The sequence below is a fragment of the Roseococcus sp. SDR genome (genome assembly GCF_019083995.1).
Lineage (GTDB): Bacteria > Pseudomonadota > Alphaproteobacteria > Acetobacterales > Acetobacteraceae > Roseococcus.
In genome coordinates this window covers 231,318-246,364 of the sequence record NZ_JAHRCU010000001.1, presented here as the reverse complement: position 1 = coordinate 246,364, position 15,047 = coordinate 231,318, and the positions used below count along the sequence as shown (strand labels likewise).

Annotated in this window: 16 protein-coding genes; 9 read left to right on the top strand and 7 right to left on the bottom strand. The window is 72.4% G+C overall.

Annotated features, from left to right (window positions below):
* Positions 1-4: 4 nt before the first annotated feature.
* From KTR66_RS01230 to KTR66_RS01215, 4 genes are all read right to left on the bottom strand, one after another.
* Positions 5-544, bottom strand: coding sequence for a TRAP transporter small permease (locus tag KTR66_RS01230; RefSeq protein WP_213609527.1), 540 nt, complete (start codon positions 542-544; stop codon positions 5-7).
* On the bottom strand, positions 541-1,524 hold the full coding sequence (locus tag KTR66_RS01225) for a TRAP transporter substrate-binding protein (RefSeq protein ID WP_213609525.1): 984 nt from the start codon (positions 1,522-1,524) through the stop codon (positions 541-543). The genes KTR66_RS01230 and KTR66_RS01225 overlap by 4 nt, the downstream gene beginning before the upstream one ends.
* Before the next feature lie 81 nt (positions 1,525-1,605).
* Positions 1,606-2,304 (bottom strand): GntR family transcriptional regulator, encoded by a 699-nt coding sequence (locus tag KTR66_RS01220; protein ID WP_213609523.1) that lies wholly within the window; start codon positions 2,302-2,304, stop codon positions 1,606-1,608.
* Positions 2,305-2,342: 38 nt separating this feature from the next.
* Positions 2,343-2,954: a histidine phosphatase family protein gene (locus KTR66_RS01215; RefSeq protein WP_213609521.1), complete on the bottom strand. Its 612-nt coding sequence runs from the start codon at positions 2,952-2,954 to the stop codon at positions 2,343-2,345.
* A 122-nt stretch (positions 2,955-3,076) separates the two neighbouring features.
* Between KTR66_RS01215 and KTR66_RS01210 the strand changes: the two genes are divergently transcribed.
* From KTR66_RS01210 to KTR66_RS01195, 4 genes are all read left to right on the top strand, one after another.
* Entirely contained in the window at positions 3,077-4,036 is a 960-nt protein-coding gene (locus tag KTR66_RS01210; protein ID WP_249731756.1) for a tripartite tricarboxylate transporter substrate binding protein, read from the top strand.
* A gap of 41 nt (positions 4,037-4,077) precedes the next feature.
* Complete coding sequence (locus KTR66_RS01205; protein WP_213609517.1) at positions 4,078-5,043, top strand: tripartite tricarboxylate transporter substrate binding protein; 966 nt, start codon at positions 4,078-4,080, stop codon at positions 5,041-5,043.
* A gap of 81 nt (positions 5,044-5,124) precedes the next feature.
* Entirely contained in the window at positions 5,125-6,099 is a 975-nt protein-coding gene (locus KTR66_RS01200) for a tripartite tricarboxylate transporter substrate binding protein (protein WP_213609515.1), read from the top strand.
* 18 nt (positions 6,100-6,117) lie between these two features.
* Positions 6,118-7,041 (top strand): isoaspartyl peptidase/L-asparaginase family protein, encoded by a 924-nt coding sequence (locus tag KTR66_RS01195; protein WP_213609513.1) that lies wholly within the window; start codon positions 6,118-6,120, stop codon positions 7,039-7,041.
* Positions 7,042-7,137: 96 nt separating this feature from the next.
* On the opposite strand, the gene KTR66_RS01190 is transcribed toward KTR66_RS01195, so the two are convergent.
* Positions 7,138-7,578: a nucleoside deaminase gene (locus KTR66_RS01190; protein ID WP_213609511.1), complete on the bottom strand. Its 441-nt coding sequence runs from the start codon at positions 7,576-7,578 to the stop codon at positions 7,138-7,140.
* Between the two features lie 80 nt (positions 7,579-7,658).
* Here KTR66_RS01190 and KTR66_RS01185 point away from each other — a divergent pair, with 80 nt between their 5' ends.
* The 5 genes from KTR66_RS01185 (at position 7,659) to KTR66_RS01165 (ending at position 11,696) form a co-directional block, all read left to right on the top strand.
* The gene (locus KTR66_RS01185; protein ID WP_213609509.1) at positions 7,659-8,372 is read left to right on the top strand and encodes a gamma-glutamyl-gamma-aminobutyrate hydrolase family protein; all 714 of its coding nucleotides are present in this window, start codon (positions 7,659-7,661) and stop codon (positions 8,370-8,372) included.
* A 149-nt stretch (positions 8,373-8,521) separates the two neighbouring features.
* Complete coding sequence (locus tag KTR66_RS01180; RefSeq protein ID WP_249731778.1) at positions 8,522-9,295, top strand: pseudouridine synthase; 774 nt, start codon at positions 8,522-8,524, stop codon at positions 9,293-9,295.
* Positions 9,296-9,449: 154 nt separating this feature from the next.
* Entirely contained in the window at positions 9,450-9,995 is a 546-nt protein-coding gene (rsmD, locus tag KTR66_RS01175) for a 16S rRNA (guanine(966)-N(2))-methyltransferase RsmD (protein WP_213609505.1), read from the top strand.
* Between the two features lie 7 nt (positions 9,996-10,002).
* Positions 10,003-11,079 (top strand): glycosyltransferase family 4 protein, encoded by a 1,077-nt coding sequence (locus tag KTR66_RS01170; protein WP_213609503.1) that lies wholly within the window; start codon positions 10,003-10,005, stop codon positions 11,077-11,079.
* Positions 11,070-11,696: a hypothetical protein gene (locus tag KTR66_RS01165; protein WP_213609501.1), complete on the top strand. Its 627-nt coding sequence runs from the start codon at positions 11,070-11,072 to the stop codon at positions 11,694-11,696. Before KTR66_RS01170 ends, KTR66_RS01165 begins: the two co-directional genes overlap by 10 nt.
* Here the strand turns inward: KTR66_RS01165 and mutL are convergent.
* Entirely contained in the window at positions 11,645-13,387 is a 1,743-nt protein-coding gene (gene mutL, locus KTR66_RS01160) for a DNA mismatch repair endonuclease MutL (protein ID WP_213609499.1), read from the bottom strand. The two genes, KTR66_RS01165 and mutL, sit on opposite strands and share 52 nt — an antisense overlap.
* A gap of 13 nt (positions 13,388-13,400) precedes the next feature.
* Complete coding sequence (gene pgi, locus KTR66_RS01155; RefSeq protein WP_213609497.1) at positions 13,401-15,026, bottom strand: glucose-6-phosphate isomerase; 1,626 nt, start codon at positions 15,024-15,026, stop codon at positions 13,401-13,403.
* Positions 15,027-15,047 lie beyond the last annotated feature (21 nt).

The window sequence follows — 15,047 nt, the reverse complement described above, 5'->3', positions numbered from 1 at the left end:
CGCGCTACTCCAGGAAGGCCGCGGCCACGCCGCGCTTCTCCGGCGCTTCGGGGGCGAAGATGTCCAGCAGCACCTGCTCGATGGCAAAGAGCACCATGAGGCAGCCGCCCACCATCATCGGCGCATAGGTCCAGCCCTGGCTGATGCCGAGCAGCGGAATCTTGAAGGGCCCCACCATCTCGACGAGCTCCCAGGACCACCAGGCCATGCCGGCGCCGAAGGCCCCCATCAGCCCATCGCAGCCCAGCGCCACCCAGCGCTGCGCGCCCTGCGGCAGCGCCTCGCGGACGCCCAGCACCGAGAGGTGGAAGCGCTCCCGCACGCCGACGGCGGCGACCGGCATGGCGATGGAGAGGATGGCGAGTGTCGCCACCCGCTCGATCCAGGTCGGCGTGTCGTTCAGCACGTAGCGGCCGAAGACGAGCCAGCCCATCATCCCCACCAGCACCACCAGCGCCACGCCGGCGACGGCCACCGTCACCGCCGAAAGCGCGCCCAGCGCCCGCGAAAACAGCGCGAGCGCCGGCGGCAGCGGGGCACTCACCGCATCTCGCGGATGCTGCGGACGAGGCCGCTCAGCGCGGGTGTGGCCGCATATTTCGCATAGACCGGCTCCATCAGCGCGGCCCAGGGCGAACGGTCACTGATCTCGATGACCGTCACCCCCGCCGCCACCACACGCTGGCGGCTGACGGTCTCGCGCTCGGCCCAGAGTCGGCGCTGCAACGCCGCGGATTCGCGCGCCGCCTCGCGCATCATGGTCCGGTCCGCCTCGCTCATCCGCTGCCAGCGCTGGCGGGAGACGGCCAGCACCTCCGGCACGTTGGAATGCTCCGTCGTGCTGTAGAAGCGCGCCACCTCGAAATGCCGCGTGCTCTCATAGCTCGGCCAGTTGTTCTCGGCGCCATCGATCACGCCCGATTGCAGGCTGGTGAAGACCTCGCCGAAGGGCAGCGGCGTCGGGTTCGCCCCCAACGCGCGCATGAGATCGATCCAGAGGTCGGAGGTCTGCACGCGGATCTTCATGCCGCGCAGATCGGCGGGCTGCCGCACCGGCCGCGTCGTGTAGAGGCTGCGCGCGCCCGCATCATACCAGGCGAGCGCCACGATCCCGATCGCCTCCAGCTCGCGCGCGATGGCCTCGCCCGCCACGCCGTCAATCGCGCGCTGCATATGGCCCACATCGCGGAACAGGAAGGGCAGCGTGACCACGTTGGTGGAGGCCGCGAGGTTGTTGAAGGGCGAGAGGTTGAAGTTCCCGAAATCAATGGTGCCGAGGCGCATCTGCTGGATCGCCTCGTCCTGCTGGCCCAACTGCGCCGAATGGAAGGTGCGCATGCGGATGCGGTTGTTGCTGCGCTCGCCCACCATGCGGGTGAAGGCATCCATGCCCTGCCCGTTCGGGTAGTCGGCCGCATGGATGTTCCAGCCGCGCCATTCCTGGGCGGCGGCCGGCAGGGCCGGGATGGCGAGCAGGGCGCAGGCGGCGACGATGCGCCCGAACAGGTTGCGTCGGGGGGACATGGACTTCTCCTCAAGCCGGGTGCTGAAGCACCTCTAACTGCAATAGCAGTTGCGAAGCTTGACCCAGCGGGAGGCCCCGCGTCAACGCGACTTTTTCGCCGCCCCCGGCAGGACGCCATTGGTGACCAGCGAGCGCAGCACATGCTGGCGCATCCGCGCCTCGGCCAGGCCCGGGTCCCGCCGCCGGAAGGCCGCGACGATGGATCTGTGCTCGGCCAGCGATTTCGGCAGGTCCCGTGGGGTGCTGCCGACCGCGCGATGCGTCCCCGCCTGGTCATAGGCGCGCAGCGAGGCGAGCGAGCGCGCGAGGAAGCCATTGCCCGCGGCCGCATGGATCAGCGCGTGATATTCCTCATTGGCCGCATCCAGCGCCGCGTGATCGGCGGCGAGGGTCGCCGCCTCCATGCGCCGCAGCAGGGCGGTCAGCGCCGCAAGCCCCGCCCCGTCCAGCCGCTCGGCGGCGAGCGCCGCCGCCACCCCTTCCAGCGCGGCGCGGATGCGCCCCAGCTCGGCCAATTGCCCGGGCCCCACCTCGGCCACCACGGTCCCGCTGCGCGGCAGGGTGACGACCAGCCCCTCGCGCTCCAGCCGGCGCAGCGCCTCGCGCACCGGCTGCGCCGAGATGCCGAGGCGCGCGGCCAGCCCGCGCTCGGAGATCTTGCTGCCCGCCGCCAGCGCGCCGCGGATGATGGCGTCCCGCAGCTGCCGGAACGCCTGCTCGCCCAGGGAGAGCGTTTCATCCTCGGCCGGATTCAGGGTGAAGGGGGAAGGCGCCGCCATGCGCCACCCATAATGCGCCGGGGGGGCCGGCGGAAGCGCTACAGCCGGGCGAGCGCGATCAGCTGCTCGGCCCGGAAGAAGCCCAGGAACTCCCAGTCGCCGCCGCGCGGCCGGAACACGCCGGCCGAACCCTCCGGAAACTCCTGCTGCGCGAGGCCGCGCCCCAGGATCATCCCGAGCGGCACGATATGCCCGACCATGACGCGGTTGCCGCCCGCGATCGGCTGCGCCAGCCGGCGGGAGACGGCGCGCGCGTCATCCATCGCGCTGCCGGGGGTGTAGTCATCGGCGATCAGGTCGCGCTCCACGCGCACCCGCGCCCGGCCGAAGGCGAGTTCCGCCGTGTCCTGCGCGCGGAACACCTCGCTCGTCAGCACCTCCTGCACCGGGATCTCCAGCACGCGGAAGGCCTGGCCCAGGCGCATCGCCTGCTGCCGCCCCGCCTCGCTGAGGTTGCGCTGCCCCGCGCGGTCGCCGCGCCGCCCTGTATCCACCTGGCTGCGATCGGTGATGCCGTGGCGGAAATAGAGGTTCAGCCCCCCCGCGCGCAGCAGCGGCAGCAGCGTCTCATCGGGGATGAAGGCGAAGCCCTGCGCCCGTGCAGCCAGCGGCGCGGCGAGCAGGGCGGCGGCCAGGGCGCGACGCTGCATGACAATCTCTCCATTTCGGGCTGGTCGCCGCTTAGCCGCGCCCCCGCCGCCCGGCAAGCCGTTTTGGTGGACCGGCACCTCCCGCGCCTGCCATGCTGCGTGCAACCACAACAGGAAACGCCATGCTCTCTCGCCGCGCCGCCATCGTCGCCCCCTTCGCCCTCGCCGCCCCCGCGCTGGCGCAACAGGGATTCCCCAACCGCCCCATCCGCCTCGTCATCCCCTGGCTGCCCGGCGGCTCGGCCGATACGCATCTGCGCGTCCTGGCGGATCTCGCCGGCCGCAACCTCGGCCAATCGGTGATCGTGGAGAACCGCCCCGGCGCCTCGGGCACGCTCGGCCCCGCCATGATCGCGCAGGAGCCACGCGGCGATGGCCACCTGATCGGCCAGATGCCGGTGACCATCTTCCGCATCCCCGCCATGTCCCGCCGCCCGACCTTCGACCCGATGACAGATTTCAGCTGGGTCATCCATCTGACGGGCTATGTCTTCGGCGTCGTCGTCCGCAGCGACAGCCGCTACCGCACATGGGAGGAGTTCCTCGACTACGCGAAGGCCAATCCCGGCCGCGTCAGCTACGGCACGCCCGGCGTCGGCTCCTCGCTGCACATCACCATGGAGCGCATCGCGGCCGAGCGCGGCATCGAGTTCCTGCATGTGCCCTTCCGCGGCGGCGCGGATACGACGCAGGCGCTGCTGCAGGGCTCCGTCGAATGCGTCGCCGACAGCACGGGCTGGGCGCCCATGGTGCAGGAGGGGCGCTTCCGCCTCCTCATCGTCTGGAGTGCCGAGCGCGCCAAGCGCTTCCCCGAGGTGCGCACGCTGCGCGAAGTGGGCATCGACATCGTCTCCGACAGCCCCTTCGGCCTGGCCGGGCCCAAGGGCATGGACCCGGGCGTTGTCCGCGCCCTGCATGACGCGATCAAGCCCGCCCTCTTCGACCCGCAGCATGTGGCGACGCTGGAGCGCTTCGACATGCCGGTCCGCTACATGGACCCCGAGGCCTATGCGGATTTCGCAAGGCGGCTCAACGCGGAAGAGAGTGCTGCGGTGCGCCGGCTGGGCTTGCGGATGGACTGAACGGGGGCGATAGACGGGCGCAACAACAGCCGAGGAAAGCCATGCCCGTCATCTCCCGCCGCAACGCGCTCATCCTGCCCGCCGCGACCCTGGCGGCCCCGGCCTACGCCCAGCAGAACTTCCCCAACCGGCCGATCCGCATGATCGTACCCTGGGGCGCGGGCGGCACCACCGATGTGCAGATGCGCGCCTATTGCGAGGCCGCCTCCCGCCGTCTCGGCCAGCCCATCGTGGTGGAGAACCGCGCGGGTGCGGGCGGCGTGCTCGGCGCCCAGGCCCTGCTGACCGCGGCGCCGGATGGCTACACGCTGAGCCAGATGCCCATCAGCGTCTTCCGCCAGCCGCTGCTGAACAGCCGCGCCCTCTTCGACCCGCTGACCGACTTCACCTATGTCATCCACGTCACCGGCTATCTCTTCGGCATCGTGGTCCGCAATGACGCGCCCTGGCAGAACCTGGCCGACCTCATCGCCGCCGCGCGCCGCGAGCCGGGCAAGCTCAACTACGGCACGCCCGGTGTGGGCACCTCGCTGCATCTGACGATGGAGCAGATCGCGCAGATGCAGCGCATCGAATGGACGCATATCCCCTTCCGCGGCGTCGCCGAGAATCTGCAAAATCTGCTGGGCGGCCAGATCCAGATCACGGCCGACAGCTCGGGCTGGGTGCCGATGGCCGAAGAGGGCCGCGTGCGCGTGCTGGCGACCTGGGGCGAGCAGCGCGCCAAGCGCTTCCCCAATGTGCCGACGCTGAAGGAAAGCGGCATCGACATCGTCTCGATCAGCCCGTACGGACTTGCAGGCCCGAAAAATATGGATCCCGGCGTGGTGCGCGTGCTGCATGACGCCTTCCGCGACGCGCTGGACGACCCCTCGCATGTCGCGGTGCTGGATCGCTTCGACATGCAGCCCAACTACAAGAACAGCGCCGACTACACCGCCTTCGTCCGCCAGACGATGGAGGAGGAGCGGCGGCTGATCCAGCAGCTCGGCCTTCGGCTGAGCTGATCTTTTTCGCAGCTGCGAAGCGGCCGGTTGCGCCGCCTCGCCCAAAACACGCAGGCTTCCTCCAAACGGAGGAAGCGCCCCATGCATCTCACGCGCCGCGCCACGCTGGCAGCCTCTCTCGCCGCCCCCGGCCTCGCGCTCGCGCAATCCCGCTTCCCGGACAAGCCGCTGCGCGTCTTCGTGCCCTGGACGCCGGGTGGCGCCACCGACATCCAGATGCGCATGGTCTGCGAGGTCGCCTCCCGCCATCTGGGCCAGCCCGTCATCGTCGAGAACAAGCCCGGCGCCTCGGGCACGCTGGGCGCGCAGACGCTCGCGCGCGAGGCGCGGCCCGATGGCTATACGCTGAGCCAGATGCCCAATGGCGTGTTCCGCATGCCGGCGATGATGCGCGCCCAGAACATGACGCCGCCCTTCGACCCCATGCAGGACTTCACCTGGGTGCTGCGCATGGTGGGCTATATGGGCGGCGTGGTCGTGCGGCCCGATGCGCCCTGGCGGACGATGCGCGCCCTGCTGGACGATGCCCGCGCCAATCCGGGCAAATTCTTCTACGGCACGCCGGGTGCGAACACGACCGATGTGGGGATGACGCGCCTGGCCCGCATGCTCAACATCGAATGGACCGCCGTGCCCTTCCGCGGCGCCGCGCCCAATCTGCAGAATCTGCTCGCCGGGCAGATCCATTTCTCCGCCGAGACCTCGGCCTGGGCGGACATGGCGCTCGAAGGCCGCGTGCGGCCACTCGCCCTCTGGATGTCCCAGCGCGCCGCGCGCTTCCCGGACGTGCCCACCTTCCGCGAACTGGGCCATGACGTGGTGGCCGAGAGCGCCTATGGCATCGCGGCCCCGCGCGGCACGCCGCCCGCCATCGTCAACATCCTGCACGACGCCTTCAAGGCGGCGGTGCATGACCCGCAGCACCTGGCCGTGCTGGCCCGCTTCGACATGCCGGTGCGTTACCTGGACAGCGAGGCCTATGCGAATGACGTGATCCAGGTGAACGCGCAGGAGATCGAGACGGTGCGCGAGCTGGGGCTGCGCCCCGGCGGCTGAACGAGCTAGGCTCCAGGCATGCAAGACACCTGGACCCTCGCCATCCACGGCGGCGCCGGCACCATCCGGCGCGAGGAACTCACCCCCGAGAAGGAGGCCGCCTATCGCGCGGGCCTCGACGCCGCGCTGCGGGCGGGCGGCGCCGTGCTGGAAGCCGGCGGCAGCGCGGAGGAGGCGGTGCTGGCCGCCGCGATCAGCCTCGAGGATTGCCCCCTCTTCAATGCCGGGCGCGGCAGCACCTTCACCGCGGCCGGCACCATCGAGATGGATGCCGCGCTGATGACGAGTGGCGGTGACGCGGGCGCCGTGACGGGCGTGACCCGCATCCGCAACCCCATCCTCGCCGCGCGGGCGGTGATGCGCGCCACGCCGCATGTTCTGCTGGCGGGTGCGGCGGCGGATGACTTCGCCGCCGCGCAGGGCCTGGCGATGGAGGACCCCGCCTATTTCCGCACCGAGCACCGCCACGCGCAGCTCCTCGCCGCCCAGGCCGCGCAGGTGGTGGCGCTGGACCATGATGTCGCGACCACGATGGGCACGATCGGCGCCGTCGCGCGCGACCGGCACGGCGCGCTGGCGGCGGCGACCTCGACGGGTGGCATGACCAACAAGCGCGCCGGCCGCGTGGGCGACACGCCCATCCTCGGCGCCGGCACCTGGGCCGATCGGCACGTCGCCATCTCCTGCACCGGCACGGGCGAGGCCTTCATGCGCGCCGCCGCCGCGCATGAGGTCTCGGCGCTGATGCGCCTCGCCGGCAGGACGCTCGCAGAAGCAGCGGAGGAGGTGGCGCTCAGCCGCGTGCCCGAAGCCGGCGGACGCGGCGGGCTGATCGCGGTGGATGCGGCGGGGAATGCCGCCCTGCCCTTCGGCACCGAGGGCATGTATCGCGGCGTCTGGCGCGCGGGCGAAGCGCCGCGCGTGGCGATCCACGCGGATTAGAGCATGATGCGTTGAGGCGGAATCGCCGAAACGCTGAATCATTCTCTCAGCAAAGCCTAGAGCGAGCGAAGTGAACGCATGTGAACGCAGCATGCTCTAGCGCCGCGCGGCGAAGAATTCCCGGAGCAGCGCCGCCGCCTCGCTCTCGCGCACGCCGCCCACCACTTCGGGCGCGTGGTTGCACTGGGCATGCGCGAAGACGCGCGCGCCATGCTCCACCCCGCCGCCCTTGGGGTCATAGGCGCCGAACACCACGCGCGAGACGCGAAACAGCGATGCCGATTGGGCGCACATCGCGCAGGGCTCCAGCGTCACCCACAGCGTCGCATCCGCCAGATGCTTCTCGCCCCGCAGCGCGGCCGCTTCGCGCAGCGCCAGCATCTCGGCATGGGCGGAGGGGTCGCGCCATTCCTCCACGCGATTGCCGGCGCGCGCCAGCACGGCGCCGCGCGCATCCGTGACGACGGCGCCCACCGGCACCTCGCCGCGCGCAGCGGCCGCGCGCGCCTCCTCCAGCGCGATTTCCATGGGTGTCATGCGCGGCCTTCTGCCCGAGCCGGCCGGCTTCACGCAAACGCCATCTTGTGCTGGCGGCGTGGCGCTGCTTCACAGGGGCCATGACAAGACGCCCCGTGATCGGATTGACGCTGGATGCCGAACCGGCGGGCGGCTGGTCCAAGCTGCCCTGGTATGCGCTCCGGCAGAACTATTTCTCCGCCGTGATCGCGGCGGGCGGGCTGCCGGTGGCCCTGCCGCATGCGCCCGAACTCGCCGCCGAATATCTCGATGCGGTGGACGGGCTGCTCGTCACCGGGGGCGCCTTCGACGTGGACCCCGCCTTGTGGGGCGGCGGTGCCCCTCATCCCAAGGTCACGCTCAAGCCCGGCCGCACCGATTTCGAGCTCGCCGCCACACGTCGCGCGCTGGCGAAGGACCAGCCCGTGCTTGGCATTTGCGGCGGGCAGCAATTGCTGGCGGTGGCACTCGGCGCGACCCTCATCCAGCACATCCCCGACGAGCACCCGAGCGAGATCCCGCACGAACAGCCCAACCCGCGCACCGAGCCGGGGCATGAGGTGATGATCGCGCCCGACACGCTGCTCGCCCGCATCACCGGCCGCGCGCGCATGGCGGTGAACTCCGCGCATCACCAGGCGGTGAAGAGCGTGGGCGATGGCCTGGTGGTGAACGCCACCGCGCCCGACGGCCTGATCGAGGGCATCGAGGCACCCGCGCATCGCTTCGCCCTCGGCGTGCAATGGCACCCCGAATACAGCGTGGACCCGGCCGACCCGCTGATCCTGCGCGCCTTCGTGGAGGCGTGCCGGTGAGCCCGCCCGATGGTCGGAGGGCGAAGCCCGGAGAGCTGAATCGGCCGGGCGGCGAAACCCCGCCCGATGGTCGGAGGGCGAAGCCCGGAGAGCTGAATCGGCCGGGCGGCGAAGCCCCGCCCGATGGTCGGAGGGAGAAGCCCGGAGAGCTGAATCGGCCGGGCGGCGAAGCCGACGAGTCCCAACGCGGCGAGCGCATCGCCAAATGGCTGGCGCGCGCCGGCGTCGCGAGCCGCCGCGATGCGGAAAAGATCATCGCCGAGGGCCGCGTGAAGCTGGGCGGCAAGCTCGTCACGCAGCCCGCCACCTTCGTGCAGCCGGATGACATCGTGACCGTCGATGGCCGCGCGGTGAATGAGCCGGAGCGCACGCGCCTCTTCCGCTTCCACAAGCCGGCGGGCCTCGTCACCACGCATCGCGACCCCGAAGGCCGCCCCACCGTCTTCGAGCGCCTGCCCGAAGGCCTGCCGCGCCTGATCTCCGTCGGCCGCCTCGACCTCAACAGCGAGGGCCTGCTGCTGCTGACCAATGACGGCGCCCTCTCGCGCCGGCTGGAGCTGCCCTCGAACGCCTGGGTGCGGCGCTATCGCGTGCGCGTCTTTGGCGATTTCGATCCGCGCGCGCTGGAGGTGCTGGCGAAGGGTGTCACGATCGAGGGCGTGCGCTACGCGCCGATCGAGGCCGGCGTGGACAGCCGCAAGGGCGACAATGCCTGGCTCACCGTCTCCCTCCAGGAGGGCAAGAACCGCGAGATCCGCCGCGTGCTCGCCTGGATGGGGCTGGAAGTCTCGCGCCTCATCCGCATCGCCTATGGCCCCTTCCAGCTCGGCACGCTGGAGCGCGGCGCGGTGGATGAGGTGAACCCGAAGGTGCTGCGCGAGCAGCTGGGATTGGCGGCGCCAAGCAGGCGGGGCAAGGGTTGATGGCGGGCGCACCGCGGAGCAGCGGGCGTGCCACTCCGCCCCACGCAGACGCAGCGACACGCTGCGAGAATCCGCGCCGAATAGGCGCGGCGGAATGCTTCAGCATTCCGAAGCCAAGCCGGCGGAGCCGGCGCCCGGCGCCTGAGGGCCTGACATGAGAATCATCTCCGGCCGCTGGAAGGGCAAGCGCCTCATCGCCCCCGCCGGCGAGACCGTGCGCCCCACCTCCGACCGCGCGCGGCAATCCCTGTTCGACATGCTCTGGCACGCGCCCTGGGCGGGCCGCGAGATGGTGGAGGGTGCCGAGGTGCTCGACGCCTTCGCCGGCACCGGCGCGCTGGGACTGGAGGCGCTCTCGCGAGGCGCCACCGCCGCCACCTTCATCGAGAAGGACCGCGCGGCGCTGGCCGCACTCCGCGCCAATATCGCGAACTGCAAGACGGACGCACAGGTCATCGCGGGCGATGCGACGAAGCCCCCCCGCGCGGTGAAACCCGCGACGCTCATCTTCCTCGACCCGCCCTATGGCGCGAACCTCCTCGCCCCCGCGCTGGCGGCGCTGGACGCGGCGGGCTGGGTCGCCCCCGGCGCGCTGATCTGCACCGAGCTGGCCGAGCGCGACCCGCTGCCCGAAACGCGCTTCACGCCCCTCGATGACCGCCGCCACGGCAAGGCGCGGCTGCTGATCCTGCAAGGCTGAGCGCCCGATGCGCGGCCAGCCCGGGCGCATCCTGGTCGTCATCCCCTCCCCCGTCTTCGGCGGCGCCGAAGCGCAGACGCTCCAGATCGCGCGCGGCCTGATCGCCATGGGCGCCAAGGTCGCCATCGCGGCCGAGCCCGACGTGCTGGCCGCGGCCGGCCCGGCGCTGGGCACCGCACGCCCGATCCCCGCCGCCCTCCGCCCGCCCGAGGGGATGCCGCGCGCGGCCGCGCTGGACTGGCAGCGCCGCGCCCTGGCCGGCTGCCTCGCCACCGCCCGGCCCGAGGCGGCGCTGGTCTGCTGCCCGCTGCCCACGGAGGGCTTCGGCGCCCTCCAGGCGCTGGCCGAGGCGCACATCCCGAGCCTGGCGGTCGCGCATCTGGTGCGGCTGGACTGGCACCTGGACGAGGTCGAGCGCGCCGCGCTGCCCGGCCTCCGCGCCGACTGGGCGGCCGTCTCGGAGGTCTCCGCCCGGCGGCTCGAGGCGCTCTTCGGCTGGCCGCCCTGCCGCGTCGCCGCGGTGCCCAACGGCATCCCGCCCCTGCCGCCCGCGGCGCCCGCCCGCGCCACACTCGGCCTGCCGGAGGGCGTGCCGCTGCTGGCGCAGGTCGGCCGGCTCGACATCCGCAAGGGCGCGCAACTCGCCCCCGCCATCGGCGCGCGGCTGCGCCCGGGCCAGGTGGTGCTGGCCGGCGACGGCCCGCTGCGCGCGCGCCTTGCGGAGGCCAGCCATGTCCATGTGCTGGGCCCCTGTGACGACATCCCCACCCTGCTGGCCAGCGTGGATGCCTTCCTCCTCGCCTCCGAGCATGAGGGCTGCCCGCTCTCGGTGCTGGAGGCGGCGCGCGCCGGCTGTCCCATCCTTGCCACCCGCGCCGCGCTGGAAGCCTGGCCCGCGGCCGAGGAGATGGCCTGGATCGTGCTGCGGGACCCCGACCACATCGCCGCCCGCTTCGCCGAGGCCCGGCGCGACCCCGCGGCCACCGCCCGCCGCGTCGCCCGCGCGCGTGCCGTGGCCGCCGCCTGGGACGAAGCGGCGATGATCCGCCGCACCGCCTTCTTGCTGGCCGCCGCATGCGCCTGATCCAGCAAAGACAGGCCGGCAGCACGCGCCTCTGGCTGGGCGATGCCCCCCAGCCCCTGCACCTGCCCCCCGCGGGCAACCTGCTCGCCCTGCACCTGCCCCGCGCGGCGCCCGCCTCGGCGCTGGTGGTGGAGACGCAGTCAGGCCTTGCACGCCTGATGGCCCCCGCCGCCGGATGGGTGGTGCTGGAACTGCCGGGGCCACCGCTGGCGGTGCGGGCCGAGGGCGCGCCCTTCCAGCTCTCCGGCGCCTTGGGCGAAGGCCCCGCCTTCCCCGCCTGCCGCCTCTGGCAGGCCGAGCCGGGCCTGATCCCCGAAAATCACTGGCGACGCGCCCGCATCCTGGGCCAGGGCGCGGTGCTGGCGCTGGCGGCTGGCCCCGCCCGCCCCTGCGTGACCCTCCGCGCGGGCGAGGTGGCGCGCATCGCCCTGCCGCCGCTCGATCTCCCGGGCCCGGTCGAGCCGGTTCTGACCGCGCTGCGCGGCCCGCTGCCGCTCGCCGGGCTGGAGGGCCTCACCCTCACGCTGCGCGCCGGTGCCGCCTGCGAGGTGCTGTGGGAGGGGGTTCAGCTCCGCCCGAAGAGCCTGGCGAATTCCGCGGCGCCGAGCCTGAGATAGGTCGGCCGTCCATGGCTGCAGGTGGCCGCGCGCGGCGTGCGCTCCATCGCGCGCAGCAGCGCGTCCATCTCGGCCGGTGTCAGCCGCCGCCCGGCGCGGATGCTGCCATGGCAGGCCAGCCGCGCGATGGCGGCGTCGAGGCGCAGCGCCAGCGCCGTCCCCTCGCCCGATTCCGTGAGTTCCTCCGCGAGGTCGCGCAGCAGCGGCGCGGGGTCGGGCGCGCCCAGCAGCGCGGGCAAGGCACGGACGATCACGGCGCCCGGCCCGAACCCCTCCAGCTCCAGCCCGAGCTGCGCGAGCTCCGGCGCGGCCTCGGCCAGGGCGGCGGCGCCCGGCATTTCCACCACGGCGGGCAGCAGCAGCGGCTGGGATCGCACGGCGCCCGCGCGCATCTCCTCCGCCAGGCGCTCATGCGTCAGCCGCTCATGCGCCGCATGCTGGTCCACCAGGATGAGCGCGCCATCCGGGGCTTCGGCCAGGATGTAGGTCTCCAGCACCTGCGCGAGCGCCCGGCCCAAGGGGTGCTCCGCCGGGACGGGCGCGGCCTGCATCGGCGCGGCAGGCGCGGGCGGGGCGAAGGCCAGTGGCAGCGGCGCCTCGGCGAAGCCGCCGGAGCCATAGGCCGGCCGCGTGGGCGGCGCCGTGAAGCTCAACCGCGCCGGCCCGGCATAGCCGAGAGTCGGCCCCGCAGGCCCCGCCACCTCGCCCACGCCATGCCCCAGCGCGCGCCTGAGCGCCGAGATCACCGCACCGCGCACGCCCGCCGCATCGCGGAAGCGCAGCTCGGTCTTCATCGGGTGGACGTTCACATCCACCTCCGAGGCGGGCAGGTCGAGGAAGATCGCCGCCACCGGGTGCCGCCCCGGCGCCATCACCTCGCGATAGGCGACGCGCAGCGCGGCCCGCAGCAGGGGGTCGCGCACCGGGCGGCGATTGACCACCAGATGCTGCTCCATCGCCGTCGCCCGCGTGAAGGCCGGCCCGCCGGCCAGGCCCGAAAGCTCCAGCACCCCCGGCGCGCCGCCCGAAATCGGCAGGGCGGCGGCGGCGAATTCCTCGCCCAGCAGGTCACGGATGCGCCCCTCGCGCGTGGTGGGAGCGAGGCTCAGCACGGCGCGGCCATCGAGGTTCGCCTCGAAGCCCACCTCGGGCCAGGCGAGTGCCAGGCGCCGCAGCGCATCCATCGCCGCCTCGCCCTCGCCGCGCGGGGTGCGCAGGAATTTCCGCCGCGCCGGGGTGGCGAAGAACAGGTCATTCACCTCGACGCGCGTGCCCGGCGCGCCGGAGGCCGGGGCGACCGCCGAAACCCGCCCGCCTTCCACCGTGATGCGATGCGCCTCGCCCTCCCGCGGGCGGGAGGTGATGGAGAGCCGCGCCACCGCGCCGATGGAGGGCAGCGCCTCACCCCGGAAGCCCAGCGTGCCGATGGCGAAGAGCATCGCCTCCTCCGGCAGCTTGGAGGTGGCGTGGCGTTCGACGGAAAGCGCCAGATCCTCCGGCCCCATGCCGCTGCCGTCATCCTCGACCAGGACGCGGCCAATGCCGCCCTGTTCGAGACTGACGCGGATCTGGCGCGCACCGGCATCCAGCGCGTTCTCCACCAGCTCCTTCACCACGGCGGCCGGGCGCTCCACCACCTCGCCGGCGGCGATGCGGTTCGCGGTCGTCTCGGGGAGGCGGCGAATCACCATCCCCTGGTTTAGCTCATCCCGCCTGGAGTTTCAGCACCTCGGCCAGCAGCCCGCGCGTCGAGCTGTCATGTGCGTCGGACGGCACGCGCTGCTCCAATTCCTTCACCAGCGGCGTGGCCAGCACCTTGCCCAGCTCCACCCCCCATTGGTCGAAGGGGTTGATCTGCCACAGCGCGCCCAGCACGAAGACCTTGTGCTCATAGAGCGCGATCAGCGCCCCGAGCGAGGCGGGGTCGAGGCTCGGCAGCACGATCGTCACCGAGGGCCGGTCGCCCGGGAAGATGCGGTGCGGCAGCAGCCGCGCGATGGTCGCCGCATCGGCGCCGGCGGCGCGCATATCGGCCTCCACGCCGGCCGCATCGCGCCCCATCAGCAGCGCCTCGGCCTGGGCGAGACCGTTCGCGAGCAGGATGCGGTGGTTCTCGGCATGGCTGTGGTCGGGCTTGGCGACCAGGATGAAATCCACCGGCACCGGCTTCGGCCCCTGATGCACGAGCTGCATGAAGCTGTGCTGCGCGGAGGTCCCCGGCTCGCCGAACACCACCGGCCCCGTGGCGCGCGAGACGATGCTGCCATCGAGATGCACCCGCTTGCCCAGGCTTTCCATCTCGAGCTGCTGCAGATGCGCGGGCAGGCGGCGCAGCCGCTCATCATAGGGCAGGACGGCGCGGCGGTTGAGGTTGAGCCCGTTCACATGCCAGGCCTCGGTCAGCGCCAGCAGCACGGGCAGGTTCGCCCCCAGCGGCGCCGAGAGGAAATGCCGGTCCATCGCGGCGGCACCGTCCAGCAGCGCGCGGAAGCGGTCCCAGCCCAGCGAGAGCGCCAGCGAGAGCCCGATGGAAGACCAGAGCGAAAAACGCCCGCCCACCCAGTCATTGAAGGGGAACACACGGTCCGGCGCGATGCCGAATTCCGCCGTCGCCTTCATGTTGGTGGAGAGGGCGACGAAATGCGCCGTCGCCCCCGCCTTGCCCACGCTCGCTTCCATCCAGCGCTTCACCAGATGGGCGTTCGCCATCGTCTCCTGCGTGGTGAAGGTCTTGGACGCCACCAGCACCAGCGTGCGCCGCGCATCCAGCTGCGGCAGCACCGTCTCCCAGCCATGGCCATCCACATTGCCGAGATGGATGGGCCGCATCGGGTCGCCCGCGCGCCAGAGCGCGCGCCCCACCATGACGGGGCCGAGATCGCTGCCGCCGATGCCGATGTTCAGCACCGTGTCGAAGCGCTGGTTGGTCGCGCCCCGGATCTCGCCGCGATGCACGGCTTCCGTGAAGACGCGCATCGCCTCCAGCGTCTCGGCCGCCTCGGCCGAGGGGCCGGGCGCGCCGGGCAGCGCCTGCCGCAAGGCCATGTGCAGGGCGGCGCGGCGCTCCGTCTCGTTCACCAGGGCGCCATGCGCCATCTCGTCGCGCCGCCGCTCCACCCCCGCCACGCGCGCGAGGTCGAGCAGCGCGGCCCGCACCTCGTCCGAGATGGCGGTCTTGGAGATGTCGAGCAGCAGCCCGGCGCCGCGGGCATGGAAGCGGGCGAAGCGATCAGGCTCGGCGGCGAAGAGCGGACGGATCGCCGAGGCGCCGGGCGCCGCCCCCAGCTCCGTGATCCTCGCCCAAGCCGCCTGCAGGGAATCGCCCGTCATGTCCTGACCCATTTCGCCAAG

What these genes read in the sequence shown, in the direction of transcription:
- KTR66_RS01225 (WP_213609525.1), bottom strand. Translation starts at nt 1,524, where the DNA reads ATGTCCCCCCGACGCAACCTGTTCGGGCGCATCGTCGCCGCCTGCGCC.
- KTR66_RS01220 (WP_213609523.1), bottom strand. Translation starts at nt 2,304, where the DNA reads ATGGCGGCGCCTTCCCCCTTCACCCTGAATCCGGCCGAGGATGAAACG.
- KTR66_RS01215 (WP_213609521.1), bottom strand. Translation starts at nt 2,954, where the DNA reads ATGCAGCGTCGCGCCCTGGCCGCCGCCCTGCTCGCCGCGCCGCTGGCT.
- KTR66_RS01210 (WP_249731756.1), top strand. Translation starts at nt 3,077, where the DNA reads ATGCTCTCTCGCCGCGCCGCCATCGTCGCCCCCTTCGCCCTCGCCGCC.
- KTR66_RS01205 (WP_213609517.1), top strand. Translation starts at nt 4,078, where the DNA reads ATGCCCGTCATCTCCCGCCGCAACGCGCTCATCCTGCCCGCCGCGACC.
- KTR66_RS01200 (WP_213609515.1), top strand. Translation starts at nt 5,125, where the DNA reads ATGCATCTCACGCGCCGCGCCACGCTGGCAGCCTCTCTCGCCGCCCCC.
- KTR66_RS01195 (WP_213609513.1), top strand. Translation starts at nt 6,118, where the DNA reads ATGCAAGACACCTGGACCCTCGCCATCCACGGCGGCGCCGGCACCATC.
- KTR66_RS01190 (WP_213609511.1), bottom strand. Translation starts at nt 7,578, where the DNA reads ATGACACCCATGGAAATCGCGCTGGAGGAGGCGCGCGCGGCCGCTGCG.
- KTR66_RS01185 (WP_213609509.1), top strand. Translation starts at nt 7,659, where the DNA reads ATGACAAGACGCCCCGTGATCGGATTGACGCTGGATGCCGAACCGGCG.
- rsmD (WP_213609505.1), top strand. Translation starts at nt 9,450, where the DNA reads ATGAGAATCATCTCCGGCCGCTGGAAGGGCAAGCGCCTCATCGCCCCC.
- KTR66_RS01170 (WP_213609503.1), top strand. Translation starts at nt 10,003, where the DNA reads ATGCGCGGCCAGCCCGGGCGCATCCTGGTCGTCATCCCCTCCCCCGTC.
- KTR66_RS01165 (WP_213609501.1), top strand. Translation starts at nt 11,070, where the DNA reads ATGCGCCTGATCCAGCAAAGACAGGCCGGCAGCACGCGCCTCTGGCTG.
- mutL (WP_213609499.1), bottom strand. Translation starts at nt 13,387, where the DNA reads ATGGTGATTCGCCGCCTCCCCGAGACGACCGCGAACCGCATCGCCGCC.
- pgi (WP_213609497.1), bottom strand. Translation starts at nt 15,026, where the DNA reads ATGACGGGCGATTCCCTGCAGGCGGCTTGGGCGAGGATCACGGAGCTG.